This is a genomic window from Variovorax sp. 38R, from assembly GCF_014843395.1.
Lineage (GTDB): Bacteria > Pseudomonadota > Gammaproteobacteria > Burkholderiales > Burkholderiaceae_C > Variovorax > Variovorax paradoxus_H.
In genome coordinates, this window is record NZ_CP062121.1 from 4,789,085 (window position 1) to 4,815,412 (window position 26,328).

Sequence of the window (26,328 nt, forward strand, 5' to 3'; positions counted from 1 at the left end):
TCAGATGAACAACTGGATCGCGGGCAACGCACGCGTGGCGTTGAGCAGGTCGATGCGCTTCTCGCGGATCGCCCAGCCCGTGGGCGTGCGAATGAGGTGGTGGCGGGCGGTGCCGCTCAACAGGATCTGGTCGTCGCCGCGCGCCTCGACGTAGAGGAACGGCGTGCGCAGGCGCACGTCGTCGTTCGTCTCTTCCTCGATGCGTGAAGGCTGCAGCACGTGCTGGCTGTGGCTGGCCGGGTGCTGCGAATGCGCGCGCGGGTTCTTCAGTCGCTCCACGCGCAGCTGCAGCAGCAGCCGGTCTTCGTAGGCCAGCGAGTTGTGCGAGAACGGATCGGCCTGCGCCGCGCCGAGCAGCGGCACCCAGTAGTGGCCGTCTTCGGCGAACAGGGCCAGCCAGTCGTCGAAGCGGCGCTCGTCGAGCAGGGCCGCCTCGTGGGCGATGAAGTCGCGCGGATCGTTCATGCCGCAGCCTCCACGGTCATCGCCTTTGCCCACGCACGGAACTGGTTGCGCATCAGCAGTTCGTTGGTGCCGTTCGTGGTCACCGTGGCCTGCTCCGTCTCGGCCGGGTCGTGGTTGCGGTGCAGGCTGACCCATTCGTTGCCGCCCGCGCGCAGGCCCTGCTGGATGCTCTCGAACAGGTGCACGTCGTCGTGCGCCACCACCGACATCGGCGAGAACACGAGCCGGTTGTAGCTCATGGCGCGCTCGAACAGCAGCGCGGGCGCACCGGCCGCGCGGAAGCTCCAGGCCTCGATGAGCGTGCGATTGGCCGCCAGCGGACGGATCACGCGGATGGCCTGCGGCGAGCCCTTGACCGACAGGCTCGGGTACAGCACCGAGTTCTGCGGCGAGCGCTGCAGGATGTCGGTGGCACGCGCCACGCCGTGCGCGGCCTGCATCGCCGCTTCGTACTCGGGCAGCTGCGCGTAGTTGGAGTGGATGCTGAAGTTCACGCCCAGCACGCTGTGGCCGTTGGCGAACACGCGCCCGCCCATCTTGTCGAAGAACTCGTAGCCCGAGCCGAAGGGCAATATCTGCTCCATCGCCATCGGCTTGGGGTCAGTGGGCGCATGCCCTTCCCACAGCGCCTCGGCCGCCTTGGTGGCCGACTCGTGCGTCGACATCGGGTGCACCGTGTCGTTGATGTTCTCCAGGTACATCTTCCAGTTGCAATGGACGATGTTGCGCAGCACGCCGCCGCCCACGGTGAGCTTGCCCTCGGGCGAGCGGTCGACCATGTTGTCGAGGGCGCCGAGCACCTCGCCGAAGTAGTCCTCGAACGACGGGCCCGTGTCCGAGAGGCGCACGAACACGAAGTCGCGGTACACCTTCACGTGCTTCACCACCGACAGCCCCTGCCCCGATTCGCAGGACTTGAGCTGCGTGCCCTCGTAGCCGTTCTTCAGCGGCAGGCCCAGCGGCGCGCCGTCGAGCTTGTAGGTCCAGGCGTGGTACGGGCAGCGAAAGAAGCGGCCGGTGTTGCCGCTTTCGTCGGTCACGAGCTGCGTGCCCTTGTGGGCGCAGCGGTTGTACATGACGTGCACCGCGCCGTCGGGCTGGCGCACCATGAGCAGCGGGCGCCCCGCGATCTCCTGCGTGACGAAATCGCCCGCCTCCGGCACCTGGCTCGCATGGCCCAGAAAGACCCAGGTGTTGGCGAACAGGCGCTCCTGCTCCAGCGCGAACAGCTCGTCGCTCAGGTACAGGTCGCGGTGCACCCGGTCGTCGCGGACCAGCGCCGCGACGAGATCGGGGCGGTTGCGGTAGGTGGTCATGGCGGTGGGCTCCGACTACGCCGGGATCAGGGAACGAGCTTCCACTGGCCCTTGTTCATCTGCACGATGACCACGCCGCGCTGGTCCGAGCCGTAGCGGTCGTCGGGCTTGAAGGTGTAGATGCCGTGCGTGCCCACCAGCTCCTTCGTGCCCACGATGGCATCGCGCAGCGCCGTGCGGTACTGCGGCGTGCCGGGCTCACCCTTGGTGCGCGAGGCCGCGTCGGCCAGCAGCAGGTAGGCGTCGTAGGTGTACGACGAGAACGCATCGGTGGGCACCGCGCCGTTCACCTTCTGGTAGGCGTTGCGAAAGCCCATCGCGACCTTCTTGATGGGGTTGCTGTCGGGCAGCTGGTCGGCCACCAGCACCGGGCCGCTGGGCACCTGCAGGCCTTCGATGGCCGCACCGCCCACGCGCACGAAGTCGGCATTGATGAGGCCGTGCGTGCCGTAGATCTTGCCCTTGTAGCCGCGCTCGGCCAATGCCAGGTAAGGCAGCGCGCCCGGCGTGCCGGAGTTGCCCGCGAACACCGCGTCGGGCCGCGCCGCGACGATCTTCAGGATCTGCCCGGCCACCGACGAATCGCTGCGCGCATAGCGCTCGTTCGCCACCACCTTGATGCCGGCGGTGGCCGCGCTCTTCATGAGCGAGTCGTAGGCCAGGTCGCCCAGTGCGTCCGAGAAACCGATGAAGGCGACCGTCTTCACGCCCGACTTCTGCATGCGTTCGACCACGCCCGCCACCATGAGCGGGAACGGCTGCGACACGGTGACGGTCCACGCGCCTTCCGCGCCCGGGATGGTCACGGGCGTGGGCGAGATGAGCGGCGTGTTGAGTTCGCGCGCCACCGAGGCGATGGCCATCGCGCCCGGCACGCCCGAGGTGCCGATGAGCACGTCGACCTTGTCTTCCGTCACCAGCTTGCGCGCGTTGCGCCCGGCCGTGGTCGGGTCCGATGCATCGTCGAGCACGATGAGCTGCACCTTGCGCCCGCCGATCTCGGGCCGCTCGGCGATGGCCGCGCGGATGCCCTTCTCGTACGGCACGCCCAGCGCCGCGACCGGCCCCGAGAGCGAGCTGATGAAGCCGATCTTGAGGTCTGCGGCCGCGGCACCGAAGGTGGTGAAGGCGGCCAGCAGCGCGAGGCCAAGGCGGGAGATTTTCTTCATGGGAGCTTCCTCTGCGGGGGTGGGTGTGGGAACGAGGGACGGTCAGTAGCGCAAGGTGCGGCGCGATTCGAGGTCGGCATCGACCTGCGCGGGCGTGAGCCGCTCCGGCTTGCATTCGAAGCGCTCGAACAGTGCGAGCTGGTCGCCGTGGTGGCGGTCGCGCACGCCGGCGGGGCTCACGAAGCCGCTCTGCCCCGGCGCTGCGACCGAGCACATGTCGAGCGCGCCCGGACGCAGCACGACGCGGTAGTTCAGCGTGCCGCGGTTCATGTAGGGGCTGACCTCGGGCTCGTCGCCCGCGCCGGCCCACGGCACGCCGATGGCGTTGATGCGCGAGAAGCGATGCCGCACCACGGGCGTGGTCCACGCGGCCATGTCGGGCCCGAGGCGGGTGCGCAGTTCGCCCACCGCATCGGTCAGCGCCGCGCGCACCATCGTGCGCGGGTCTTGCCCGTTGAAGAAGTCGTGGCGCTGCGGCACGCCCGATGCCGGTCCGCTCAGCGCGTTCCACAGCAGCTTGGCCACCGCTGCCGGCTGCGCGCTGCCGGGCGAACCGCGCGGCGTGAGCGTGGGATAGCCGAGGTTGGCGTAGGTCGCGAACACGGCCGGCGGCAGGTCGTCGGCCAGCAGGCGCCGCGACATCGCACCCAGCCACGCGCGCAGCACGGTGGTGGCGCGGTTGTCGTAGACCTCGCCGCCCGGGGCGACGCGGTTCTTCAGGTCCCAGTTCGCGAGCAGGTCGGCCGCGCGGCGCGCGGGGTCGCCCGCCGGCAGGCCCTTCGCCGCGTCGACGATGAGGGGCACGAAGTAGCGTGCGTTCAGATCGGCCAATGCCGCGCCCTGGCTCACGCGCCAGATCTCGTCGGCGCCCAGCTTGGCCGAGCCCTGCAGCTGCGCATGGATTTCGGCCACGCGGTCGACGTGCGAGAAGTTCGCGCCGTCCGCGCGCAGGCCTTCGGCGATCTGGTTGTTCCAGCTCGCGAGGTAGCCCTGCGCGGGGTTGTAGGCGCGCGGGTTGGCGCTGAACGGCAGGCTGCCCTGCCACTCCATGCTGCCGTCGCCGCGCGCGGGAAAGCGGATGTCCTGCGTGGCCGGGCGGCGCGGCATGCGGCCCAGGCCGACGGCGCCGATGTTGCCCGCCACGTCGGCATAGAACCAGGTGATGGACGCCGCCACGCGCTCGCCCTGCGCGAGAAAACCTGACCAGTCGCGCGCCCGTGCGGCATGCGCCCAGCCCAGCATGGTCTCGACCTCGCGACCCTGCCAGGTGCTGCGCGCGGTGTAGGCGCGGGCGTTGTCCACGTCCCAGCTCTGCACGAAGCCGTGCACCGTGGCGTAGATATCCACGCTCTGCGGCGCGGCGCCCTTCACGCGGATGACGTCGGTGCGCCGGGTCATCGGGCGGTAGGCGCCGTCGTACCGGTACTCGTAGCGGTTGGCCGGGTTCAGCGTTTCCTGGTAGATGTCGTTGGTGTCGAGCGAGCCCACCGTCGAGCCCCAGGCGATGGTGCCGTTGGTGCCGAACAGCACCGGCAGCAGGCCGATGGGTGTCAGGCCCGTGAGGTCGTAGCCCGCGCCGTGCAGGCCGATGCCGTGCACGAACGACGGGTTGTTGAAGCCCTGCTGCGGGCCGTTGTACAGAACGGCCACGCCTTCCTTGGTGCGCGAGGGGCCGAGCACCCACGCGTTGCTGGCGGTCGGCATGCCTTCCGTGGCGGCCAGGCCCATGCGGGCGACCTGCGTCGCGCGGAAGTCGGCCGCGGCCTGTGCGGAGACCGGCGCGAGCGCGGCGTCGCCGGGCTCGGTGCGCGCCAGCTTGTTGGGATTGCCGCGCGGCACGATGGTCGGCGCGGTCGGGTCTTCGAGCCAGCGCAGCTGCTCGTAGAGCTGCAGGCCAGCGACGTCGCCGCGCGCGGCCTTGAGCTGGTTGAGCAGCGAGAGGTTCGCGACCTCGGCGGTGCCCGCGAAGAAGCGGTTGAGGATCAGGCCGATCCAGACCATGGCCACGTCGTCGGCGGTCCACGGTGCCGGCTCGAAGCCGTTGTCGATGAACTCGCGCGGCATGAGCTTTGCGCGGTCGGCCAGCACGTCGCGGATGCGCGCGTTGACGCCCGCGGCGTAGCCTTCGAACAGGGCGCGGTCGTCGGCGCTCAGCGCATCGATCTGGCGGCGGATCGACACCGGATCGATGTTGGAGCGCGTGGCCTTGTCGGTCGCCACGAACTCGGCCCCCAGCACCTCGGCCACGCTGCCGTTGCCCGAGCGCCTCGCCATCTCCAGCTGGTAGAGCCGGTCTTCCGCGACAGCATAGCCGAAGCCGTGGAACAGGCCGCGCGTGTCGCTGGCGTAGACGTGCGGCACGCCGTAGCGGTCGCGCTTGATGGTGACTTCGCCGCTGCTACCAGGTGCGGTGACGGCGCAGCCGGCCAGCAACGCGGCGGCGAACAGCACGGTGCCGGTCGCGCGTCGGCGACGCGAAGAACGAAGAAGCGGGTGCATGGGGTGGGTGCCGTTCATCGGGTCAGCGGGCGGGCGTTCAGGGAACCAGCTTCCACTGGCCCTTCTCGAGCTTCACGACGACACGCGAGCGCTCGTCCGAGCCATAGCGATCCGTCGGCTTGAAGTTGTAGACCGAGTGCGTGCCCACCAGCTCCTTGGTGCTCACGATGGCGTCGCGCAGCGCTAGGCGGAACTGCGGCGTGCCGGGCTCGGCCTTGGTGGCGAGCGCGCGCTGGGCGGCGTCCAGGTACACCAGCCAGGCGTCGAAGGTGTAGGCCGAGAAGGCATCGGTGGGCGGCGCGCCGTTGGCCTTCTGGTAGGCGGCACGGAAGTCCATCGACACCTTGCGGATCGGGTTGTCGTTGGGCAGCTGCTCGGCCACGATCACCGGGCCGGTGGGGGCCAGCAGGCCTTCGACGGACGCACCGCCCACGCGCACGAAGTCGGGGTTGATGAGCGCGTGCATGCCGTAGATCTGGCCCTTGTAGCCGCGCTCCGCGAGCGCCAGGTAGGGCAACGCGCCGGGCGTGCCCGAGGTGCCGGTGATCACCGCGTCGGGGCGCAGCGCCACGATCTTCAGCACCTGGCCCGTCACCGACGAATCGCCGCGTGCATAGCGCTCGTTCGACACGATCTTGATGCCGGCCGGCTCGGCGCTCTTCTGCAGCGCGCCGTACACCAGGTCGCCCCAGGCGTCGGAGAAGCCGATGTAGCCGACCGTCTTCACGCCCGACTTCTTCATGCGCTCGACCACCGCGCTCACCATGAGCGGTGCGGGCTGGGGCAGCGTGACCATCCACGCGCCCTCGTCGCCCGGCAGGTTCGCGTTGGCGATGGAGATCAGCGGCGTTTTCGTTTCGCGTGCCACGCCGGCAATGGCCAGCGCACCGGGCGAGCCGGCCGTGCCGATGATGACGTCGACCTTGTCCTCGTCGATCATCTTGCGTGCATTGCGCGCGGCCGTGGTCGGGTCGGACGCATCGTCGAGCTGCACCAGCTGGATCTTGCGGCCGCCGAGTTCGGCCTTGTAGGCGAGCGCGGCCTTCATGCCCTTTTCGTACGGAATGCCGAGCGACGACACCGGCCCCGACAGCGACGTGATGAAACCGACCTTGAGATCGGCGGCCCAGGCGCCCGCCACGGCACTCAGGGCACCGAGGCCCACGGCAATGTTTGCGAGGGCACGGAATCGGTTCAGGACTTTCATGGCGATGCTCCAGAGGTGATGTTTTTTGAACGAGACGAAACGAACGCTGAAATGAAACTCAGAGGGCCAGGCTGCCGACACTGGTGCCGCCGCAGACATACAGAACCTGGCCGGTGACGAAACTGTTGTCGGCGTCGGCGAAGAAACGCACGGCGCGTGCCACGTCGGCCGATTCGCCCAGGCGCTTGACCGGCACCGAGGCCGCGAGTGCGCGCTCCTTCTCGCTGCCGGCCTCGACCACGTCGTAGAACATGTCGGTGCGAATCGGGCCCGGCGCCACCACGTTCACCGTGATGCCGTCCGCCGCGAGTTCGAGTGCCCAGGTGCGGGCCATGCCGAGCATGCCGGCCTTGGTCGCGGAGTAGCTGGTGCGCGTGGCCAGGCCCAGCGCGGCGCGCGACGACAGCAGCACCACGCGGCCGAAGCGCTGCGCACGCATCGCGGGCAATGCGCCTTGCACGAGCTGGATGGCACAGCCCAGGTGCAGGTCGACCAGCGCGTCGAGGTCGTCGAGCTTCACTTCGGGCAACAGCGCGGCGCGGATGACACCGGCGTTGTGGACGATGGTGGTCGGTGTGAAGCGCTCGACGAGTTCGCGCACGGCCTCGCCGGTGGCGGCGCGGTCGGCCAGGTCAACCTCGAGGCTGTGCATCTTCGGGTGATCGATCTCGGCCTTGCGGCGTGCGAGCGAAATCACTTCGTAGCCCTGCGCGAGCAGGTCTTCGCAGATCGCCTTGCCGATGCCGGCGCTGCCGCCGGTGACGGCTGCGACCTTGGATGCGCTCGCACTCATGCCGTGGCTCCCACCAGGGCCAGCACGCGCAGCGGGCTGCCGCTGCCCTTCTCGATCTTCAGCGGCGGGCAGATCAGCACCGCGCCCGCGGGCGGCAGCAGGTCGAGGTTGCTCAGGCACTGCAGACCGTAGCGGCCCGCGCCGTGCATGTAGTAGTGGCAGGGGTACGGCGGACGCAGGTGGTAGCCCTGCCCCGCATCCGTGCCGATGGCTTCGGAGCCGAAGCCCAGCACGTCGCGCTGCTCGACCAGGAAGCGCACGGCCTCGGTGCTCGGGCCGGGCGTGTGCTGGCCCGTTTCATCGAAGTTCTGGTACGCCTCGGGGTCGGTGCGCTTGGACCAGTCGGTGCGCATGAGCACCCACGCGCCCTTCGGGATGCGGCCGTGCGCGGCTTCGTAGCGCTCGATGTCGGCCACGCTCAGCAGGTAGTCGTCGTTGCTCTGCACGTCGGCCGAGCAGTCGATCACGCAGGCCGGCGCCACGAAGTGCTGCACGGGAATGGTGTCGACCGAGTTGTTCGGCAGATCGCGCCCCGAGATCCAGTGGATCGGCGCATCGAAGTGCGTGCCGGTGTGCTCGCCGCAGGAAAAGTTGTTCCAGTACCAGCCCGGGCCACGCTCGTCGTACTTCGACACTTCCTCGATGCGGAAGGGCCAGCACTGGCCCATCTCGGGCGGCAGCGCGATCTGCGGAAACTCGGGCGTGAGCGTCTGCGTGAGGTCGATCACGCGGATGCGGCCGCTGGCCATGGCGGTCACGAGGCCGCCGAGGATTTCGGCGGCGGACATCAGTTCGGTGGTGGTGGTCATCGTGTGGCTCCTGTTCTCAGCCGCCCGCCGCGAGTTCGCGCTCGAGCACCTTGGGGTTGTCGCGCCAGCGCTCCAGCCACTCCTGCGCCACGTCGCCGGGATACACGTCTTCCACACCGTCGCGCAGCGCCTTCACGATGGCGTTGGCCAGTGCGGTCGGTGCCAGCTTGGGCGGCGGCGTGTGCTGATTCCATTCGTCGTCGATAGGACCGGGGAACACGTTGATCACGCGGATGCCGGCGGGGCGCATCTCGGCACGCAGGCACTGAGCGAGCGAATGCGCCGCAGCCTTCGAGGCGCTGAAGGTGCCGTGCGGCGGGAAGTTGCTGAGCGCGTAGATCGACAGCAGGTTGACCCACGCGGTCGCGCCTGTCTCGCCATCGGCCGAGCGGCCCTTGAGCGCGGGGCCGAACTCCTGCGCCAGGCGCAGCAGGCCGAAGTAGTTGATGTCCATCTCGGCCTTGGCCACGTCGGTGCCGCGCCGCGCGCCGATGCCGAAGGTGCGGTGCACCTCGGCGTTGTTGATCACGATGTCGACCTTGCCGCCGATGGAGCCCGCCAGCTCGGTCACCTGGCGGCCGTTGGTCAAGTCGAGCGGCACGAGCGTCACCTGCGGCAGCGCCGAGATGTCATCGAGGCCGTCGCCCATCTTCTTCCAGGGTTCGGCGTGACCGACCCAGACGATGTCGGCGCCGGCCTTCACCAGCGCACGCACGATGGCCTGGCCCGTCTCGGTCTTGCCGTCGGTCACCAGCACCTTGCGGAATTTCGGGTCGCTGGTCATTTCGCGCAGCATCTTGTCGTCGGCCATGTGGGGACTCCCTTCATTCGGAAAAGCAATGAGAACGGCCTGGCCTGCGCGGTCGAGCCGGGCGCCGACACGGACGCGCGGTAGCGCGTCCCCTCCGGGTTGCCCGCGTTGCGGCGCTTCGCCGACCTCGCCATGCAGGTGGACCATGAGCGTGGGGCCGGCGTCGAGGTGCACCAGGCCCAGCCGCCAGGGCAGCCGCTCGCGAAAGAACAGGTCGTTGCTGTGGTGCAGCGTGGTGCTGCCGAGCAGCGCGCCCTCGCCGCTCTGCGCGCGCCAGCGCAGCGCCGACGACAGGCACTTGTGGCAGACCTCGCGCGGCGGGTACTGCACCGTGCCGCAGTCTTCGCAGGTCTGCAGCTCGAAGCGGCCTTCGGCAGCGGCAGCCGTGAGGCCGAGTGCGACACGGCCGCGCGCGCCGGGCGGCAGGTTCATCTGCCGGGTGCGCAGCACCGGGTTCTTGCGCGGGGGGCGCATCATCGGCATGGTCATGCGGATCTCCCGAGGATGACGGCGCCGGTGCACAGGCAGCGGTCGTAGGTCACCATGCCGAAGCCGGCGACAAGGCCCAACTGGGCGTTGGGCACAGCGCGGGCGCCGGCCTGGTCGGTCAGTTGTCGGATCGCCTCGACCATGCCGAGGAAGCCACCCGCCGCACCGGCCTGCCCGGCGGACAGCTGGCCGCCGCTGGTGTTGTTCGGAAAGCTGCCGTCGAAGGTCATGGTGTTCGCCTGTACGAAGGCCGAGCCTTCGCCCTTCTCGCAGAACCCCAGGTCTTCGAACTGCATCATCACGATGACGGGGTAGTCGTCGTAGGTCTGCACGAAGTCGAGCGCGGCGGGTTGCACGCCGGCCTGCGCGTAGAGATCGTCGCGGTCCATGCGCCAGCCGCCCTGCACCATCACCGGGTCTTCGGCGTAGGCGTTGTGGCGTTCGATGGCGCCGCGGATCACGACGTGCGCCAGGCCCAGGTCGCGTGCGCGCTCCTCGCTCATCACGAGGAAGGCGTCGGCGCCCGCGCAGGGCATCACGCAGTCGAACAAATGGATCGGGTCGGAGATGGGCCGCGCGGCCATGTACTCGTCGAGCGTGAGGCCCTTCTTGAACATGGCGTTGGGGTTGCCCAGCGCGTTGGTGCGCTGGTCCACGCAGATGCGGCCGAAGTCTTCGCGCGTGGCGCCGTAGGTGCGCATGTAGTTGGCGGTGATGAACGCGAAGATCGAGTTCGGACCGCCCGAGCCGTAGGGGTAGCTGGCATCGCGCGCGAAGTTGCTGAAGCTGCCCAGCGTCTGGCGAAAGGAGTCGACGTGGTTGGTGTCGGCGCCCACGCAGGCGACGATGTCGGCATCGCCCGCCTGCACGGCGCGCGCCGCGCGGCGCAGGCACATCACGCCCGAGGCACCGCCCGTGGGCATGTGGTCGAGCCAGCGCGGCGACAGGCCCAGGTGCTGCGTGACGCCCACGGCCGTGTCGGGCGAGAGCGAGAAGCTGCTCAGGCACAGGCCATCGATCTGTTCCTTGGCCACGCCGCTGGCCTGCACCAGCGCGTCGATGGCCTGGCCGACGAACCAGTGCGCGGTGCGCGTGGAATAGCGCACGTAGGGCACGGTGACGGGCACCGCGACCGCGACGCCTTCGTAAGAGAGCCGTCGCTTGGTCATGCCTGCCTCTTTTTCATGGAGCGCGTGTCGATGCAATGGCCTTGGCCCGGCAACGTCTGCGCCATCTCGCGCAGCTGGCCGCGCTGGATCTTCTGCGAGGGCGTGAGCGGCAGCACGTCGACAAAAGCCACGTAGCCGGGCGCCTTGTAGTACGCCAGCTGCGCCAGCGCATGCTGGACGATGCTGGCCGCGATCGCTTCCCGTTGCGCCACCCCGGTGTCTTCGCGCAGCACGATGCAGGCCAGCACTTCGTCGCCGCGCACCGCATCGGGCGTGGCGGCCACGGCCGAGGTCTTCACGGCCGGGTGCTGGTTGAGCACGCTCTCGACCTCGACGGCCGAGATGTTCTCGCCGCTGCGGCGGATCACGTTCTTCTTGCGATCGACGAAGAAGAAGTTGCCGTCGGCGTCGCGGCGCACGAGGTCGCCGGTGTGGAACCAGCCGTCGGCCCAGGCTTCGCGCGTGGCTTCTTCGTCCTTCAGGTAGCCGGAGAAGAAATAGCGGCGCGGGTCGGCACCGGCCGAGCGCACCAGCAGTTCGCCGGGCATGTCTGTGCCCACGTCGCTGCCGTCCTCGCCCATGAGGCGGATCTCGACGAAGTCTTCCTGCCGACCGAAGCAGCTGGTGCCCACCAGGCGCGGCTCGCGGTTGGCCATGATGCAGGCGGCCGCGCCGGTTTCGGTCATGGCCCAGGCCTCGACCAGCGGGAAGCCGAAGCGCTCTTCGAAGGGCGCGTGGTTCTTGCGGTCGACACCGGCGCCGAAGCCCCAGCGGATCGCGTGGTCGCGGTCGGCCGCCGACGCGGGGGCCGACAGCAGCATCGCGGGCATCACGCCCAGGTAGTGGACGATGGTCGCGCCGCTTTCCTTCGCGCTGGCCAGCCAGCTCTTCGGGTGGAAGCGGTCGAGCTGCACGAGGCAGCCACCCGCAACCAGCACGACCATGGTCGAGAACGCCATCGCGTTCATGTGGTTGAGCGGCAGCGGCGTGATCACGCGCTCGGCATCGGGGCGGATGCTGCACACGCCGTCGAGCGCGGCATACCACTCACCGGCGCGCAGGAAGTACGCGTTGCTCAGGATGCAGCCCTTGGGCCGGCCGGTGGTGCCCGAGGTGTAGAGCAGGCCGCATTCGGTGTCGGTGCCGACGGGCTCGCCCGCACGCGGCGCGGCGGTCTTCGCGGGCGGCACGGCATCGTCGGGGCCCATGGTCTCGAAGGCCACGCCTGCCTGCGCGGCGGCGGCCTGCAGGTCGGCGGCGCGCTCGGGCAGCGTGACGGCCAGGCCGATCTCGCTGTGGCCGATGAGGTAGACCAGCTCGGCCGATCGCATCTCGGCGTTGATCGGCACCACGCTCGCGCCCAGCGCGTTCAGCGCGAGCCAGTGGAAGATGAAGGCGGGCCGGTTCTCCAACAGCAGGCCGACGCGGTGGCCGTGGCCGTAGCCGGCCTGTGCGTAGGTGGTGCGCAGCCGCTCGATTTCTGCGGCGGCTTCGCCCCAGCGGATGGCGCCGGCGGCGATGCCGTAGGCGGCGGCGGTCACCGATTCGGTGAAGAGGAATTCGGCCTGCGGCGTGCGCGCTGCAGTCGCGGCGAACACCTGGTGGACGGTGGCGTGGGTCATCGCGTCCTTGCTAGATGAAGAGCTGTACGGCCGGCAGGGCCGCGTCGCAGTTGAGCAGGTCGACACGCTTGAGCGTCATGCGCAGCGCGCCGTCCTGCACCGTGAGGTGATGGAAAAAAGTGCCGACGTAGAACTGGAGCTCGTCGCCCTGCGATTCGGTGTAGTGGAATTCGGTGCGCACCACGAAGCGCTGGGCCTCGGTGTCGAAGGTCTCGACCACGGGCACCTGCAGCAGGTGGTGGCAGCGGCTCTGCGGCTGTTGCGAAAACGCGCGCGGGCTCTTGAGGCGCTCGATGCGCAGCTCGCGCAGCAGCTTGTCTTCGTACAGGTGCGAGGTGTGGTTGAGGCCGTCTTCCTGCTCGGGCACGAGCGGAATCCAGTAGAACGCGTCGTCGGTGAAGAGCGCGTTCCACTCCTCGTAGCGGCGGGTGTCGAGCAGGCGCGCTTCGTTGACGACGAAGTCGACGAGGTCCTGGCGGGTGATGTCGAGGGCGGCCATTACATCGTCTCCGTCATGCGTTCGACCCAGCTGCGGTACTGGTTGCGCATGGGCAGCTCGTTGGTGCCGCCCGTGGTGATCTCGCCGCCCTTCAGCTCCGATTCGTCGTAGTCGCGGTGCAGGCTCACCCACTCGTTGCCGCTCGCGTGCAGGCCGGCCTGCATGCCGCGATAGGCCTGCAGGTCGTCGTGGCCCACCACCGAGAACGGCGAGTTGATGAGGCGGTTGTACATGGTGGTGCGCTGCAGCAGCTCGGGCGGCGCGCCCTTGAGACGGAAGGTCCAGCTCTCGATGAGCGTCTGGTTGGCCGAGATGGGCTTCACCACGCGAATCGCCTGGATGGCGCCCTTGATCGTGAGGTTCGGGTAGTACACGGTGTTGTGCCGAGCCATGCCGAGGATCTGCGCCGTTTTCTCTTCGCCGTAGCGCGCCTTCATGGCGTCGTCGTATGCGGGGATCGCCTTGTACTTGCTGTGGATGCTGAAGTGCACGCCCGTGAAGCTGTGGCCGTGGTCATACGTGCGGATGCCCATGTCCTCGAAGAACTTGTAGTCGGACATGAAGGGCACGAACTGCTCCACGGCCATGGGCTTGGGTTCGTCTTCGGGCTTGTCGGCCCACATGCGCTTGGCGGTGCCGGCCGACGACTCGTGCGCCACCATGGGGTGCATGGTGTCGTTGAGGTTCTCGACGAACATCTTCCAGTTGCACTGGTGCATGAAGCGCAGGCAGCCGCCGGCGATTTCGAGCTCGCCCTCGGGCGAGCGGTCGGCCATGTTGTCGATGGAACTGAGCGAATCGCCGAAGTACTCATCGAAGTCGGGGCCCGCGTCGTTGATCTTCACGAAGATGAAGCCGCGGTGGCTGCGCACGTGCTTCACGGGGGTGAGGCCCTTGCCCGACTCGCACTCGTGCAGCTGGGTGTGCTCGTAGCCGGTCTTCAGCGGAATGGCCAGCGGCGCGCCGTCGGTCTTGAAGGTCCAGGCGTGGTACGGGCAGCGAAAGAACTTGCCGGTGTTGCCGCAGGGCCCGTTCACGAGGCGCGAGCCCTTGTGGGCGCAGCGGTTCATCATGACGCGCACGCTGCCGTCGCTGTGGCGCACGACGATCAGCGGGCGGCCCGCGATCTCGTTGGTGATCCAGTCGCCCGACTTCGGCAGCTGGCTCTCGTGCCCGACGTAGTTCCAAGTGTTGGCGAAGAAGTGTTCCTGCTCCAGCGCGAAGAGGTCCTGGCTGATGTACAGGTCGCGGTGCACGCGGTCGTTCTGCACGAGCGCGCGAACGGCATCGGGGTTGTCTCGGTACGAAGGCATGGTTCTCCTGGCTCCTTCCTGGCTTTTCTTTTCAGAGGTCGAGCACCAGGCGCGCACCCTTGGCGCGCGAGATGCAGATCTGCATGACGGTGCCTTCCGCTTTCTCGCGGGCGGTGAGCACGTAGTCGCGGTGGTCGATCTCGCCCTCGATCACGGGCACGGCGCACACGCCGCACTCGCCGCGCTTGCAATCGAACATCGGGTCGCAGCCGTGTTCGATGAGGCAGTCGAGGATGCTCTGGCCGACCGGCACGGTGAAGCGCTGGCCCGACTGGGCAAGCTCTACCTCGAAGGGCTGGTCGCCCTCCTCCACGACGGGTTCGGTGAAGAGCTCGAAGTGCACGCGGTCGTGTTCCCAGCCGCGGGCCTGGGTGCGGGCGAGCACGGCGTCGAGCATGACCTTGGGGCCGCAGACGTAGAGGCGGTCGCCGGCGGGCACGCCGTCAAGCAGCGCGTCGATGTCGAGCGGCGCGCCGGCCTCGGCGTCGGCATGCACGCGCAAATCGTCGCCCAGCAGCGCCTGCAGCTCGGGCAGGAAGGCCATGAGGTCGCGGCTGCGGCCGGCGTAGTGCATGCGCACGGCGGCGCCTTCGGCACGGCGGCGCGCAGCCATCGACGCGAGCGGCGTCACGCCGATGCCGCCGGCCACCAGCACCGAGCCACCCGGGCCGGTGTGCAGCGGAAAGTCATTCTTCGGCGGCTCGATGGTGAGCACGCTGCCCTCGGCCAACCCTTCGTGCATGAAGCGCGAGCCGCCGCGGCCTTCGGCCTCCTTGCGCACGGCGATCACGTAGTCGGTCGGGGCGTTGGTGGCGTTGCGCTCGGTCGCGAAGTTGATGAGCGAGTAGTGGCGCCAATCGGTGGTGCCATCGGCCAGCGTCACCTGCACGCGGATGTGCGCGCCGGCGGCGAAGCCGGGCAGCGCACGGGCGTCTTCGGCACGCAAGCGCAGCAGGCGGATCAGCGGGTTGAGGGCGCGCGCTTCGACGACGCGAAGCTGGAGCGTGGAGGCGGTCATGGGGCAGGTCCCTTCGTCTCTTCAGGCCAATGCGTGCTGCGCCAGCGCGGCTTGCAGCTTGTGGCCGTGTTCGTCGGCGAGCGCGGCGTCGCGCAGTTCGCGCAAGGTGGCGGGCGCCAGTGCGGCACCTGCACGTTCGAACGCGCGCATCACGGTGTCGTAGTTGCGCAGGCCGCGCTCGTGCGTGTCGCTGTAGCCCTTGACCAGACGCTGGCACTGGGCGAGTTCGACGGCGAGCGCGGGGTTGCGCTGCGCGGTGGCGGCGATGCGTTGCAGCCACTCTTCGATGCGGCGGTTTTCGTCGGCGTAACGCATCGTCGAGCGGCGCCAGCGCTTCATCGCGGCCACGGTGCGCAGCATCAGATAGCCGCGCAGCGAGCTGGTGCGGATCACGCGGCCGTGCTGCGTGAAGCGCTCGACGATCTTCTTCGGCAAGGTGGAGTGCATGAGCCAGCGGCCGATGCCGCCGGGCAGCGTCTCGCAGATTTCCTGCAGGCGCGGGTGCATGTACTCATGAATGGCGAGCACCTGGCCCGGCTGCACGCCGGCCTCGCCGCGCACGCGCTCGAAGCGGGTCGCGCGGGTCTTCAGGGCGGCGACGCGGGCCGTGTCTTCGTAGGACATCCACAGCGCGAGGTGGCGCGCGGTTTCGCGCAGCAGGCGGTGGGCGTCGTCGGGCAGTTTGGCAACGGCGGCCATGCGGTCGAGGTAGAGGCCGGCGTAGGCCAGGTCCTGGTAGTCGATGAGGCGGCGAACGCCTTCGAGCAGGAAGTCTTGCGCGGGCAGCGGAAAGTCGCGCTGCACGCGCTCGACCAGCGCACGTACGGCCGGGTGGCGCGGTTGCGGTGCGGGCGTGGCGGCCGGTGCGACCTTGGCGGGTTCGCCGTCGTCGCCGTCCTGGGCGCGATCGAACGCCGCACCGAAGGCCTTGAGGCTGGGCTTCACGCCCACGCCGCCGCGCTCGATGGTGGCCTCGAACTGCGCGCGGCCGAAGGGCAGCACGCCCGAGCCCGCGAGCGTGCCGAACAGCACGGCGCTGATCACGCTGCCCGAGGCTTCAGCAGCCTGTGCCATGTCGAAACGGATGAAGCGCTTGGCGGCGCGTGCGGTGTGGGCGAGCAGCTGGTCGCTGTCGACGCGGCCGTCGCCCATGGCGCTCTTCTCGGCGATGGAGAAAACGCGGTGCGTCGAAGCGATGAGCGTGGTGCGGTCGCGCGTGACCAGCCCGCGCTGCACCGCGCGGCCCGCTTCCATGAGCTCGGAAGCGAGCACCACGTCGACGTCGCCCGGCAGCGGCATCAGCGCGAGCACGGGGCGTCCGCCGTCGGCGTGGGCCTGCGCATCGGGGTACAGCTCGACGTAGTAGATGGTCGCGCCGGTGCGCTGGGCCACGCCGGGCACGGAGGTGGTCTGGGCGACGTAGCCGTTGGCCTCGCCCATGTCGACGATCCAGTCGGCGAGCACGCCGCCGCCCTCCCCGCCCATGGCGAGGATGGCGATCTTTATCGGTTGAACCTTGTTCGTCATGGCGTCAGAAGGCATAGGCGTCACGGCGGCGCGCATCGCCGCGCTGCATCCAGCCGATGACGGTGGTGCGCACGCGCTGGCGGAAGCGGTCCCATGCGGTCGGGTTGCTCACGACCTGCGCCTTGTAGAACGAGGGGCACAGCACGGCAGCGTGCGAGACGTCGCCGCAGTTGCCGCAGCCCACGCAGCTGTCGAGCACGGTGGCGACGGGGTCGATGCGCAGCGGATCGGGGTTGGGCTTGATCGACAGCGAGGGGCAGCCCGAGAGGCGGATGCACGAGTGGTCGCCGGTGCAGGTGTCGGCATCGACGCCGAACTTGTCGCGCACCATGCGCTTGCCGTCGGCGATGGCCTTGCGCACCAGTGGCTTCTCGCGGCGCTGCTTGTTGAGCATGCACTCCGACTGGGCAATGAGGACCTTGGGGCCCTTCTTCGTGGTGGTGAGTGCGTCTTTGAGCGCGTCGCGCATGCCGGCGACGTCGTAGGTGCGGCGTATCGTCTTCACCCATTCGACACCCACGCCGCGCACGGCGCGTTCGATTTCGTGGCCGGTGCTGCGCGTCTTGTTGACGGCGGTCGACGAGAGGATGTCCTGCCCGCCCGTGGCCGAGGTGTAGTTGTTGTCGACAATGATGGTGAGGTTGTCGCTCTTGTTGAAGACCGCATTGGCCACGCCGCTCGTCAGGCCGTTGTGCCAGAAGCCGCCGTCGCCCATCATCGAGATCGCGCGCTTGCCGGCCGGTGCGTTGAGCGCCGAAGCGCCTGCGCCGCCGAGGCCGTAGCCCATCGTCGTGTTGCCGATGTTGAACGGCGGCAGGATCGAGAACAGGTGGCAGCCGATGTCGGCGCTCACGTGGTGCGCACCGAGTTCGCGCTCGACCAGCTTCATGGCGCTGAAGATCGGGCGCTCGGGGCAGCCGGTGCAAAAGCCCGGCGGGCGCGAATGCACCACGTCGCCGAGCGCACTCGACAGCTGCGCGGGCTCGGGTGCATCGTCGACGCCGATGGCCGCCACTTCCTTCAGCGGAATCACCTTGCGCACCGGTACGGGCACGGGCAGCGGCGCAAGGCGTTCGTAGCGCTCGCAGAAGGTGCGTGTGCCCTTGAGCAGTTCGAGCGTCGTGTACTCGCCGGCCACGGGCAGCATGTCCTTGCCGTGCAGCGCGGTGGTGGAGCCGGCCTGGCGCAGGATGGTGGCGAGGTTCTGCTCGACGAAGTTCGGCTGGCCTTCTTCCACGATGAGCACGGCGCGCTTGCCTTCGCAGAAGCGGATGACTTCGCTCTCGATGACGGGGTAGGCCACGTTCATCACGTACAGCGGCACGCGCGTCTCGCCATACACGTCGGCCAGGCCCAGGCGTTCGAGTGCGCGCAGCAGCGTGTTGTAGCTGCCGCCCTGCACGATGATGCCGATGTCGTCGGCGTCTTCGGAGAAGAACTCGTTGAGCTGGCGCTCCTCGATGAAGCGCACGGCGGCGGGCCAGCGGTCTTTCACCTTCTCTTGTTCGTGCACGAAGCTCGCGGGCGGCAGCACGATGCGGCTGACGTCGCGCTGCGGGTTCTCCAGCGCGTCCTTCAGCGTGAACTTGGCGCGCTTGTTGTCACCCGCGATGAAGTGGCCGTGCACGTGGCAGGCGCGGATGCGCAGCTGCAGCATCACGGGCGTGTTGCTGGCTTCGGAGAGATCGAAGCCCTGCTTCACCGCGTCGACGATGCTCGGCAGGTTGGGCCGCGGATCGAGCAGCCAGATCTGCGACTTCATGGCGAACGCATGGCTGCGCTCCTGCATGATCGACGAGCCTTCGCCGTAGTCCTCGCCCACGATGATGAGCGCGCCACCGGTGACGCCGCCCGAGGCCAGGTTGGCCAATGCATCGGACGCCACGTTGGTGCCCACCGTCGCCTTGAAGGTGACCGCGCCGCGCAGCGGATAGTTGACGGAGGCGGCCAGCGTGGCGGCGGCCGTGGCTTCGCTGGCGCTGTTCTCGAAGCGGATGCCATGGTCGGCCAGGATGTCTTGCGCATCGGCCAGCACATCCATCAGATGCGAGATGGGAGCGCCTTGGTAGCCCGCCACATACGACACGCCGGACTCCAGCAGGGCCTTGGTGACGGCCAGAATGCCTTCGCCGCGGAACACTTCTCCACCAGTAAGTCGCAGCTTCTTGACTTCTTCGACGAACGAACGCTCAGCCATGGATGTCCTTCTTCTTTCTCGTGGGAGGATGCGGCCCCGGGGTCACATCACGGTTCCTATAATGTTTAGAAATGAATGTATCCACAATCATGAATTACCCTAGCCATGCAATCCGCATGCCTGCGGCAAACAGGAGGCACCGTCATGTCTGAACCGCTCAAGGAAACGCATCGCTTCGTCGACGACTACCTGCCCGCGCTGCTGGCGCAGGCCAGCCAGCTGATCTCTTCGGAGTTCCACGAGGTGGCGCGACAGCAGGGTTTCTCGGTGTCGGAGTGGCGCGTGATGGCGTCGCTGGCGGGCAGCGACGCAGTCAGCATCGGCCAACTCGCGCAGGTGACGGTGACCAAGCAGCCGACGGTGACTCGGCTGCTCGACCGCATGGAAGCGCGCGGCCAGGTCGAACGCCTGCCCCATGAAAGTGATCGCCGCATCACGCTGGTGCGCATCACGCCCGCGGGGCTGCAGGCGGTCGAGCACCTGATGGAACTGGCGCGCGAACACGAGCGCCGCGTGCTCGAGCCCTTCGGCCTGCGACGCGCCGAAGAGCTCAAGCAGACGCTGCGGCAGATGATCGACCTGCATGTGCATGTGCCGGTCGAGGTGCCGGACGAAGACTAAGGCACGAGCACCGCGCGGCCGCGATGGCCACGTTGCGCAATCCAGTCGAGTGCCAACGCGGCATCGGTGAGCGAAAAGGGCTGCACGTCGAGATGCAGTCGGCCGTCGGCCAGGCGCGCAAGCAACTCTGGAGCGGCTGCGCGGCCTGCAGCTTCGCGCCTGAACATGTTGAGCGGCAGCAGCGCTACGTCGCGCTGCAGGAAGTGCGCGATGTCCAGGAGCAGCGTCGGGCCGGCGGTGTAGCCGATCAGCACGGCGCGACCGCCGGGGCGCACGGCAGGCAAGGCGCTCGCGAGCACGTCGCCGCCGACGGTGTCGATGAGCAGGTCAGCGCTGCTGACGTCAGGTGCTCCGGCCTTCGGATAGACAGGTGTTGCAATGCAGCCCGCGTCGCGTGTCAACTGCATCACCAACGAACCCACCGCGCCGCTTGCGCCCGTCACCAGAACTTGCTCTCCAGACTTCAATCGGGCGACGTCATGCAAGGCGACCCAGGCCGATGTGGTGGGCGAGAAGAACGCTGCGCCGAGCGCCATCGGCACGGCATCGGGCAGCACGCCGAGTGCGTCGTCGGGCGCATCGATCAGCTCGCACCAGGTGCCATCGAACAGCGTGCCCAATCCGCTGCCACGCAACCACACGCGTTGCCCGACGGCGTACCGCTCGCTCGCGACGACGATGCCCGCCGCTTCCACGCCCGGCGTGTAAGGCAACGGCGGATGCCGCAGGAAGCGGCCTTGCCACACGGTGCGGTCGATGTGGCCGACGGTCGCGGCCTGCATGCGCACGAGTGTGCGGCCGGGTCGCGCCACAGGGTCGGCCACGTCTGCGAGCAACGGCACCGCATCGAAGCCATGGATGCGAACGGCCTTCATGGCCGCGTCGCCAGAAAGTCGAGCACCGTGCGCGCGAAGGCCTCGGGCATCTGGTCGGGCAAGGGCACCATGCCGCCGTCGATGTCGACGATGCGCGCCTGCGGCAGCTGATGCTGCAACTCCGCCGCATGCGGTGCGGCGAAGGGGTCGAGCGTGGCGCGCACGATGAGCGTCGGCTGCGTGACGCGGCCGATGCGCTCTTCCATGCGGTACGAGGCCACGGCGCGGTGCCCTTCTTCGACACGGTGGCCGACCTTCATCGCATCGCGCACGAAGGCCTCGAGCAGGTCGGGCCGCCCCGGTGGATAGAAGGCCTGCCGCTTCTGCCACAGCGCGGCGAGGTGGCTGCCGTCGTCGCTGGGCGCTACTTCGTCGATGGGCGGACGCTGCGCGCGGGCGCGGCGAAACACCTCGTCGGTGTACGACGTGGACGAGAGCACGAGGCTGCGCACGCGCTCTGGAAATGCCGCGGCCAGTTCGATCGCGACCACGCCGCCGGTGTGATGCCCGACCACGTCGGCCCGCGCGATGCCGAGCGCACCGAGCAGCTCGCACGCAACGCGCGCCCACTGCGCAATGCTCGCGGGCACGCCGCCGTCGGCTGAATCGCCGAAGCCCGCCGTGTCCATCGCGATGGCGCGGTAGCCTGCGCCGGCGATCCGCGGCAGCACCTCGCGGTACTCGGCCCAGCTGCGTGGCGACTGGTGCAGCAGCAGCACGGCCGGTGCCTGCGCGTCGCCGCACACGGCGTGGTGCACCTGCCCCACCGACAGGTCGGCGAAGGCACGGCGGATCGTCATGACAGCGTCTCGTCGGCCGGTGCGCGCCAGAGGCCCGCGTGCTTGAGTTCGCCGAGCGTGCGCGAGAGCACGTCGCGCCGGTAGGCGGCGGTGTCGCGGCCCGCGTAGTCGTAGAAGCCGCTACCGGTCTTGAGGCCGAGCCGTCCTTCCTCGACCATGCGCCCGACGATGGCCGGCGCGGTGTAGCGCCCCGCGTCGAGCGATACCGACATCTCGCGGCTCGCGTGGTGCAGGATGTCGCAGCCGCCGAAGTCGATGAACTCGACCACACCGAGTGCCGCGAAGCGCAGGCCCAGGCCGTAGCGCGTGGCCTTGTCTATCTCTTCCGCTGTGGCAGCGCCTTCCTCGATCATGCGGGCCGCCTCGTTCATCACGAGCGCCTGCAGGCGCGGCACGATGTAGCCCGGCGACGCGCCGCAGACCACGGGCAGCTTGCCGATGGCCTCCATCAGTGCCTTCGTGCGTGCGAGCACGCCGGCGTCGGTGCCGGGATGGCAGCTCAGTTCGACCACGGGAATCACGTAGGCCGGGTTGAGCCAGTGCATGTTCAGGAAGCGCTCGGGCCGCCGCACCAGCGCGGCCAGCTGCGTCACGAGGATGCTGCTGGTGGTCGAGGTGAGGATCGCGTCGTCGCTGCAATGGCGGTTGAGGTGCTCGAAGGCCTCGCGCTTGGCGTCCATGGTTTCGGGCACGCCTTCGAACACCAGCTCGGCAGCGGCCAGTGCGCGCGGTGCTTCTGCTGCATTCACGAAATCCACGCGCGCGGCGATGCGTTCGACCTGCGAGGCGTCGATCACGCCGAGCTGCGCGAGACCGGAAAGGCTCGCCGCGATTTCCGCTTGCGCCTCGTCGCGCAGCCGCTGCCAGGCCTCGGGCGTGCGCGGGCGCAGGTCGATCAGCGAGATGCGATGGCCCGCATAGGCGAAGGCGATGGCGATGCCGCGGCCCATGCGGCCGGCGCCCACGGCAGCGAAGCGCGGCGGCGCGGGCTCATTCGCCATCGTGCAGCCTCTGCTTGAGCTGGGTCGGGCTCAAGCTGGCGAGGCCCAGGCTTTCGAAGGTGCGCGGGCCCTGGCGCAGGTCGCGCCCGAGGAAGCCGCCGACGATGGCCAGCAGGCCGTGGGCAATGGGCGCATCCACGCCCGCATGGCGCGCGGCAGAAGCCAGGAAGGCCAGGCCGAGTTCGGTGTCTTCGGTGATGTAGCGGTGCGTGTGCAGGTCGATGTTCTCGCGCCAGTCGCCCGACTTGACGAGTTGCTTGTGCGCGTCGCCGTACATCCACTGGTCGTTGTTGTAGTGGTCGGCCAGCGGATAGTGCGGCGCGCCCTGCCCGAAGGCCTCGCGCACGGCCATGCGCTCGCGGTCGAGCCGGTCGGTCACGTCGCGCACGGCGCGCTGCGTGCCTTCGTTGTGGATGTCCCAGCGCTCGAAGTGCTGCAGCGGCGCGGCGTTCATCACCATCAGCGGCGGGTGGATGATGGGGCCGGCGTTCATCAGCGCGCCCGAGAGCGCATCGCCGCAGCCGTGCACGGCCGGGTAGGCGCGGCGGATCACCTCGATAGCCTGCGCCTCCTTGCGCGCCGGGTAGACGCCGGTGGGCAGGCGGATCGCGCGGATGGTGACGTTGACTTCGCGCTCGCCGTGCTTGCGCGCAAGGTACGGCAAGGTGCCGGTCTCGGCCCAGGCCACGTCGGCGCGGTTGCCGGCGGCCTTCACCGCCTGCGCCATCACGTAGCTGCCGAAGGTGCCCGGCGGCAGGAACACGACCTGGCCGTCGACCAGGTGCGGCGCCATGGCCAGCGCGATGTCGTGCTGGGCGATGGCGGGCGTGGGAATGACGATGAGCTCGGCGCCCTTCAGCGCCGCGCCGATGTCGGCGGTGGCGAGCGCGATGGGCACCTCGCGCACACCGGCAGCGTCTTTCAGCGTGATCGCGCCGGCTTGCACGACGGGTTCGAGCGCGGCGGCGTCGCGGCGCCACAGGCGCACTTCATGGCCGGTTTCAGACAGGTCCGCAGCAGCCGCATAGGCGCCGTGGCCACCCCCAAGGATCGCAATTTTCATGATCGAAAGTCGAGAACAGGTGTCGATGAACCGGCAGCCGCGAACGGACCGGGGAGAAGCAATGCGCCATTACATTACTTTTCATCGATTCAGGTGTCAACCAACTTCATGCAGATCGGGCCGCTCGGAAACCCGACAACGAAAAAGCCCGCGTTCGTGAGAAGCGCGGGCTTTTTGGGGGAAGCGGCCTTTTTCAAGGCCGCTTGCAGGGGCGATCAGCGGCTGGGCTTGAACGCGCGCTTTTGCGCGTCGCGGGGCACGAACACCTTGCCCGGGCCACCGTGACCGGCGCCATTGCCGCGCGGTGCGAAACCTTCGCGGGGGGCGAAGCCCTCGCGGGGTGCAAAGCCTTCACGGGGCGCGAAGCCGCCGTCGCCGCGACCGCCGCCATGGCCGTGGCCACCGCGCGGGGCGCTGTCGCCCCAGCCCGGCTTGCGACCGTAGCCGCCACCACCGCCGCCATTGCCGCCTTCGTCACGACCGCCGCCGAAGCCGGCGTTGTTGCCGCCGCCCTGGAAGCCGCGCGGGGCTTGGTGACCGTGGCTCGGAGCCGGGCCACGTGCGTTGCGGTCGTTGAAGCCGCTGGCGCCGGCATAGCCGCCGCCGTTGTTGCCGCGGTAGCCACCGCCACCGCCGCCGCCTGCACCGCCGTTGCCGAACTTGCGGTCACGCGACTGGTTGTCGCCGCGGCCACCGCGGTACTCGCCCATCGGGGGACGCGATTGCGGCATGCGCTGTTGCGGCTCAAGACCGGCAACCACTTCCGCCTTGAACTGCTGGCGGCTGTACTGCTCGATGTCCATGATCTTGCGGCGATCGCGGAACTCGGCAAACGTGATGGCCAGGCCATCGCGGCCGGCACGGCCGGTGCGGCCAATGCGGTGGGTGTAGTCCTCGGCCTTCATCGGCAGGCCGAAGTTGAAGACGTGGGTGATGGTCGGCACGTCGATGCCGCGGGCGGCAACGTCGGTGGCCACCAGGATCTGCACCTGGCCTTGACGCAGTGCCATCAGGCGGCGGTTGCGCAGGCCCTGGCTCAGGGCGCCGTGCAGTGCGACGGCGCTGAAGCCTTCTTGCTGCAGGTCGTTGGCGAGGCCGTCGCACTCGACTTGCGTGCTGGCGAACACGATCGCCTGGTTGATGCTGGTGTCGCGCAGCCAGTGGTCGAGCAGCTTGCGCTTGTGCTGGCTGTTGTCAGCCCAGTACAGCGACTGCTTGATGTTGGCGTGCTTCTCTTGCGGGCTGTCGATGGTGATGCGCTGCGGCTCGCGCATGACGCGCTGGGCCAGCTGCTGGATGCGCGGCGCGAAGGTGGCGCTGAACATCATCGTCTGCTGGCGCTCGATGGTGAGCTGGTTGACTTCGGCCAGGTCGTCGGAGAAGCCGAGGTCGAGCATGCGGTCGGCTTCGTCGACGACCAGGAACTTGACCTGGTCGAGCTTGAGCTGCTGCGAGCGCTGCAGGTCGAGCAGACGGCCCGGCGTGGCAACCACGAGGTCGGCGTTCTGCAGCTTGGCGATCTGCAGCTGGTAAGGCATGCCGCCCACCACGTTGGCAACGCGCAGGCCGCGGCAATGGCGAACCAGTTCGATGGCGTCGTGTGCCACTTGCTGCGCGAGTTCGCGCGTCGGGCACAGGATCAGGGCGCCGGGGGTGGCAGCCTTGAAATGACGGGTGTTGGTCGGGTCCTTGCGCTTGGGCTTCTTGAGCGGCGCTTCGCCGCGGGCAGCAGCTTCAGCGGCCAGGCGCTGGAACTCGGCCTTGGCTTCGGCTTCGGCTTCGGCCTGGCGCTTGAGCAGCGTGTGCAGCACGGGCAGCAGGAAGGCTGCGGTCTTGCCCGAACCGGTCTGGCTGGAAACCATCAGGTCGACAAAACGGGCCTTGCCGTCCTGGCCGGCTTCGCCGCCCATGGCGAGCGGGATCACCTTGTCTTGCACGGTCGTGGGCTGGGTGAAACCCAGGTCGGCCACGGCGGCGATCAGTTCGGGTGCGAGGCCCAGGCGGATGAAGCCGTTGGGCAGGCTGGGCTCTTCGGCCGCAGCGATCTCGGGAGCGGCTGCGTCGAGCGCGTCGAGGATCGGAGCCTCGGACACGGTTTCCGCGACAGCGGTGAATTCGTTATGGGTAGCGGATTGCACAGGCGCGAGTTCGCCCTGCGCTTCAAAAGCGTCGGTCATGTAGATATCAATCTCAAACGCGAGCGCTGCCGTAGGCGGGCGCCCCGTTGGTGGTTAAAAACATCAACCATCCAACGACATTCAACTTCCGGCTTTCGTCGGAGGCTGCGGCCCTTTTTGATCAGCGAATGCGATCGGGCGCGGTGTGCAAGATAGGGAGATGCAAGAGACGCTGATCTGTGTCCAAAGACGCGTTCAAATCAGCGAAGCCTGCGATTATGGCACGGCTTCGGGTTTTCACCTAATCGTTATCAATCCACCAAGCGCAGGAAGGTTTCCCGGTAGTGCGCCAGCTCCTCGATGGACTCGTGCACGTCGGCCAGCGCGGTGTGCGCCTGCTGCTTCTTGAAGGCGGTGTAGGCCGCGGGCTTCCAGCGCTTGGCCAGTTCCTTGAGGGTGCTGACGTCGAGGTTGCGGTAGTGGAAGTACGCCTCGAGCTTGGGCATGAACTTGACCAGGAAGCGGCGGTCCTGCCCGATGGTGTTGCCGCACATCGGCGAGCCGCTGCGGGGGATGTACTTGGCGATGAATTCGAGCAGCTGCTGCTCGGCCGCAGCTTCGTCGAGCGTGGAGGCCTTGACCTTGTCGATCAGGCCGCTGCGGCCGTGGGTGCCCTTGTTCCAGGCGTCCATGGCGTCGAGCACGGCGTCGCTCTGGTGGATGACGAGCACGGGGCCGTCGATGCGGGGCGTGAGGTCGGGGCCGGTGACGACCACGGCGATCTCGAGCAGGCGCTCTTTCTCGGGGTCGAGGCCGCTCATTTCGCAGTCGAGCCAGACCAGGTTCTGGTCGCTTTTCTTCAGGGTGGGGGCGGCTGCGGGGGGCGTCGGGTCAAGGGATTCGGGCATCGCAGGATTGTCGTCGAAGGCCTGCGACGCGGTTTAGCGA

Annotated in this window: 22 protein-coding genes; 1 reads left to right on the forward strand and 21 read right to left on the reverse strand. The window is 68.5% G+C overall.

Features of this window, described 5'->3' with window-relative positions:
* Genes IG196_RS22120 through IG196_RS22190 form a run of 15 tightly spaced genes read right to left on the reverse strand, consistent with a single transcriptional unit; the run spans position 1 to position 18,903 of the window.
* A complete protein-coding gene (locus IG196_RS22120; protein ID WP_192193021.1) occupies positions 1-465 on the reverse strand; it encodes an aromatic-ring-hydroxylating dioxygenase subunit beta in 465 nt (154 codons plus the stop codon).
* The gene (locus IG196_RS22125) at positions 462-1,781 is read right to left on the reverse strand and encodes an aromatic ring-hydroxylating dioxygenase subunit alpha (RefSeq protein ID WP_192193022.1); all 1,320 of its coding nucleotides are present in this window, start codon (positions 1,779-1,781) and stop codon (positions 462-464) included. The genes IG196_RS22120 and IG196_RS22125 overlap by 4 nt, the downstream gene beginning before the upstream one ends.
* Before the next feature lie 26 nt (positions 1,782-1,807).
* The gene (locus tag IG196_RS22130) at positions 1,808-2,950 is read right to left on the reverse strand and encodes an ABC transporter substrate-binding protein (protein WP_192193023.1); all 1,143 of its coding nucleotides are present in this window, start codon (positions 2,948-2,950) and stop codon (positions 1,808-1,810) included.
* A gap of 42 nt (positions 2,951-2,992) precedes the next feature.
* On the reverse strand, positions 2,993-5,449 hold the full coding sequence (locus IG196_RS22135) for a penicillin acylase family protein (RefSeq protein ID WP_192193024.1): 2,457 nt from the start codon (positions 5,447-5,449) through the stop codon (positions 2,993-2,995).
* Positions 5,450-5,486: 37 nt separating this feature from the next.
* Entirely contained in the window at positions 5,487-6,656 is a 1,170-nt protein-coding gene (locus IG196_RS22140; RefSeq protein ID WP_192193025.1) for an ABC transporter substrate-binding protein, read from the reverse strand.
* 58 nt (positions 6,657-6,714) lie between these two features.
* Positions 6,715-7,449, reverse strand: coding sequence for an SDR family oxidoreductase (locus IG196_RS22145; protein WP_192193026.1), 735 nt, complete (start codon positions 7,447-7,449; stop codon positions 6,715-6,717).
* Complete coding sequence (locus tag IG196_RS22150) at positions 7,446-8,258, reverse strand: cyclase family protein (RefSeq protein ID WP_192193027.1); 813 nt, start codon at positions 8,256-8,258, stop codon at positions 7,446-7,448. The genes IG196_RS22145 and IG196_RS22150 overlap by 4 nt, the downstream gene beginning before the upstream one ends.
* Positions 8,259-8,274: 16 nt before the next feature.
* The gene (locus IG196_RS22155) at positions 8,275-9,558 is read right to left on the reverse strand and encodes an SDR family NAD(P)-dependent oxidoreductase (RefSeq protein WP_192193028.1); all 1,284 of its coding nucleotides are present in this window, start codon (positions 9,556-9,558) and stop codon (positions 8,275-8,277) included.
* On the reverse strand, positions 9,555-10,727 hold the full coding sequence (locus IG196_RS22160; RefSeq protein WP_192193029.1) for a thiolase family protein: 1,173 nt from the start codon (positions 10,725-10,727) through the stop codon (positions 9,555-9,557). Before IG196_RS22160 ends, IG196_RS22155 begins: the two co-directional genes overlap by 4 nt.
* Positions 10,724-12,349 (reverse strand): AMP-binding protein, encoded by a 1,626-nt coding sequence (locus tag IG196_RS22165; RefSeq protein ID WP_192193030.1) that lies wholly within the window; start codon positions 12,347-12,349, stop codon positions 10,724-10,726. The genes IG196_RS22160 and IG196_RS22165 overlap by 4 nt, the downstream gene beginning before the upstream one ends.
* A gap of 10 nt (positions 12,350-12,359) precedes the next feature.
* Positions 12,360-12,848, reverse strand: coding sequence for an aromatic-ring-hydroxylating dioxygenase subunit beta (locus IG196_RS22170; protein ID WP_192193031.1), 489 nt, complete (start codon positions 12,846-12,848; stop codon positions 12,360-12,362).
* Entirely contained in the window at positions 12,848-14,161 is a 1,314-nt protein-coding gene (locus IG196_RS22175) for an aromatic ring-hydroxylating dioxygenase subunit alpha (RefSeq protein ID WP_192193032.1), read from the reverse strand. Before IG196_RS22175 ends, IG196_RS22170 begins: the two co-directional genes overlap by 1 nt.
* Positions 14,162-14,192: 31 nt before the next feature.
* Positions 14,193-15,179, reverse strand: coding sequence for a PDR/VanB family oxidoreductase (locus IG196_RS22180; RefSeq protein ID WP_192193033.1), 987 nt, complete (start codon positions 15,177-15,179; stop codon positions 14,193-14,195).
* A 21-nt stretch (positions 15,180-15,200) separates the two neighbouring features.
* On the reverse strand, positions 15,201-16,706 hold the full coding sequence (locus IG196_RS22185; protein ID WP_192193034.1) for an indolepyruvate oxidoreductase subunit beta family protein: 1,506 nt from the start codon (positions 16,704-16,706) through the stop codon (positions 15,201-15,203).
* A gap of 4 nt (positions 16,707-16,710) precedes the next feature.
* Positions 16,711-18,903: an indolepyruvate ferredoxin oxidoreductase subunit alpha gene (locus IG196_RS22190; RefSeq protein WP_192193035.1), complete on the reverse strand. Its 2,193-nt coding sequence runs from the start codon at positions 18,901-18,903 to the stop codon at positions 16,711-16,713.
* A 144-nt stretch (positions 18,904-19,047) separates the two neighbouring features.
* Here IG196_RS22190 and IG196_RS22195 point away from each other — a divergent pair, with 144 nt between their 5' ends.
* On the forward strand, positions 19,048-19,524 hold the full coding sequence (locus IG196_RS22195) for a MarR family winged helix-turn-helix transcriptional regulator (RefSeq protein ID WP_153282557.1): 477 nt from the start codon (positions 19,048-19,050) through the stop codon (positions 19,522-19,524).
* Here the strand turns inward: IG196_RS22195 and IG196_RS22200 are convergent.
* The 6 genes from IG196_RS22200 to orn form a co-directional block, all read right to left on the reverse strand.
* Entirely contained in the window at positions 19,521-20,399 is an 879-nt protein-coding gene (locus IG196_RS22200) for a quinone oxidoreductase family protein (protein ID WP_192193036.1), read from the reverse strand. The genes IG196_RS22195 and IG196_RS22200 overlap by 4 nt on opposite strands.
* Entirely contained in the window at positions 20,396-21,199 is an 804-nt protein-coding gene (locus tag IG196_RS22205) for an alpha/beta fold hydrolase (RefSeq protein ID WP_192193037.1), read from the reverse strand. The genes IG196_RS22200 and IG196_RS22205 overlap by 4 nt, the downstream gene beginning before the upstream one ends.
* Entirely contained in the window at positions 21,196-22,200 is a 1,005-nt protein-coding gene (locus IG196_RS22210) for a 3-hydroxybutyryl-CoA dehydrogenase (RefSeq protein ID WP_192193038.1), read from the reverse strand. The genes IG196_RS22205 and IG196_RS22210 overlap by 4 nt, the downstream gene beginning before the upstream one ends.
* A complete protein-coding gene (locus IG196_RS22215; RefSeq protein ID WP_192193039.1) occupies positions 22,190-23,263 on the reverse strand; it encodes an NAD/NADP-dependent octopine/nopaline dehydrogenase family protein in 1,074 nt (357 codons plus the stop codon). The genes IG196_RS22210 and IG196_RS22215 overlap by 11 nt, the downstream gene beginning before the upstream one ends.
* A gap of 215 nt (positions 23,264-23,478) precedes the next feature.
* Positions 23,479-25,440 (reverse strand): DEAD/DEAH box helicase, encoded by a 1,962-nt coding sequence (locus IG196_RS22220; RefSeq protein ID WP_101489330.1) that lies wholly within the window; start codon positions 25,438-25,440, stop codon positions 23,479-23,481.
* Positions 25,441-25,691: 251 nt separating this feature from the next.
* The gene (gene orn / locus IG196_RS22225) at positions 25,692-26,288 is read right to left on the reverse strand and encodes an oligoribonuclease (protein ID WP_070062329.1); all 597 of its coding nucleotides are present in this window, start codon (positions 26,286-26,288) and stop codon (positions 25,692-25,694) included.
* Between the last annotated feature and the right edge of the window lie 40 nt (positions 26,289-26,328).

Bases quoted from the DNA above. Each gene is read 5' to 3' on its own strand.
- IG196_RS22155 (WP_192193028.1), bottom strand. From the start codon at position 9,558: ATGACCATGCCGATGATGCGCCCCCCGCGCAAGAACCCGGTGCTGCGC.
- IG196_RS22190 (WP_192193035.1), bottom strand. From the start codon at position 18,903: ATGGCTGAGCGTTCGTTCGTCGAAGAAGTCAAGAAGCTGCGACTTACT.
- IG196_RS22160 (WP_192193029.1), bottom strand. From the start codon at position 10,727: ATGACCAAGCGACGGCTCTCTTACGAAGGCGTCGCGGTCGCGGTGCCC.
- IG196_RS22180 (WP_192193033.1), bottom strand. From the start codon at position 15,179: ATGACCGCCTCCACGCTCCAGCTTCGCGTCGTCGAAGCGCGCGCCCTC.
- IG196_RS22205 (WP_192193037.1), bottom strand. From the start codon at position 21,199: ATGACGATCCGCCGTGCCTTCGCCGACCTGTCGGTGGGGCAGGTGCAC.
- IG196_RS22135 (WP_192193024.1), bottom strand. From the start codon at position 5,449: ATGCACCCGCTTCTTCGTTCTTCGCGTCGCCGACGCGCGACCGGCACC.
- IG196_RS22195 (WP_153282557.1), top strand. From the start codon at position 19,048: ATGTCTGAACCGCTCAAGGAAACGCATCGCTTCGTCGACGACTACCTG.
- IG196_RS22200 (WP_192193036.1), bottom strand. From the start codon at position 20,399: ATGAAGGCCGTTCGCATCCATGGCTTCGATGCGGTGCCGTTGCTCGCA.
- IG196_RS22185 (WP_192193034.1), bottom strand. From the start codon at position 16,706: ATGACGAACAAGGTTCAACCGATAAAGATCGCCATCCTCGCCATGGGC.
- IG196_RS22140 (WP_192193025.1), bottom strand. From the start codon at position 6,656: ATGAAAGTCCTGAACCGATTCCGTGCCCTCGCAAACATTGCCGTGGGC.
- IG196_RS22165 (WP_192193030.1), bottom strand. From the start codon at position 12,349: ATGACCCACGCCACCGTCCACCAGGTGTTCGCCGCGACTGCAGCGCGC.
- IG196_RS22125 (WP_192193022.1), bottom strand. From the start codon at position 1,781: ATGACCACCTACCGCAACCGCCCCGATCTCGTCGCGGCGCTGGTCCGC.
- IG196_RS22220 (WP_101489330.1), bottom strand. From the start codon at position 25,440: ATGACCGACGCTTTTGAAGCGCAGGGCGAACTCGCGCCTGTGCAATCC.
- IG196_RS22120 (WP_192193021.1), bottom strand. From the start codon at position 465: ATGAACGATCCGCGCGACTTCATCGCCCACGAGGCGGCCCTGCTCGAC.
- IG196_RS22210 (WP_192193038.1), bottom strand. From the start codon at position 22,200: ATGGCGAATGAGCCCGCGCCGCCGCGCTTCGCTGCCGTGGGCGCCGGC.
- IG196_RS22145 (WP_192193026.1), bottom strand. From the start codon at position 7,449: ATGAGTGCGAGCGCATCCAAGGTCGCAGCCGTCACCGGCGGCAGCGCC.
- IG196_RS22215 (WP_192193039.1), bottom strand. From the start codon at position 23,263: ATGAAAATTGCGATCCTTGGGGGTGGCCACGGCGCCTATGCGGCTGCT.
- IG196_RS22150 (WP_192193027.1), bottom strand. From the start codon at position 8,258: ATGACCACCACCACCGAACTGATGTCCGCCGCCGAAATCCTCGGCGGC.
- orn (WP_070062329.1), bottom strand. From the start codon at position 26,288: ATGCCCGAATCCCTTGACCCGACGCCCCCCGCAGCCGCCCCCACCCTG.
- IG196_RS22175 (WP_192193032.1), bottom strand. From the start codon at position 14,161: ATGCCTTCGTACCGAGACAACCCCGATGCCGTTCGCGCGCTCGTGCAG.
- IG196_RS22130 (WP_192193023.1), bottom strand. From the start codon at position 2,950: ATGAAGAAAATCTCCCGCCTTGGCCTCGCGCTGCTGGCCGCCTTCACC.
- IG196_RS22170 (WP_192193031.1), bottom strand. From the start codon at position 12,848: ATGGCCGCCCTCGACATCACCCGCCAGGACCTCGTCGACTTCGTCGTC.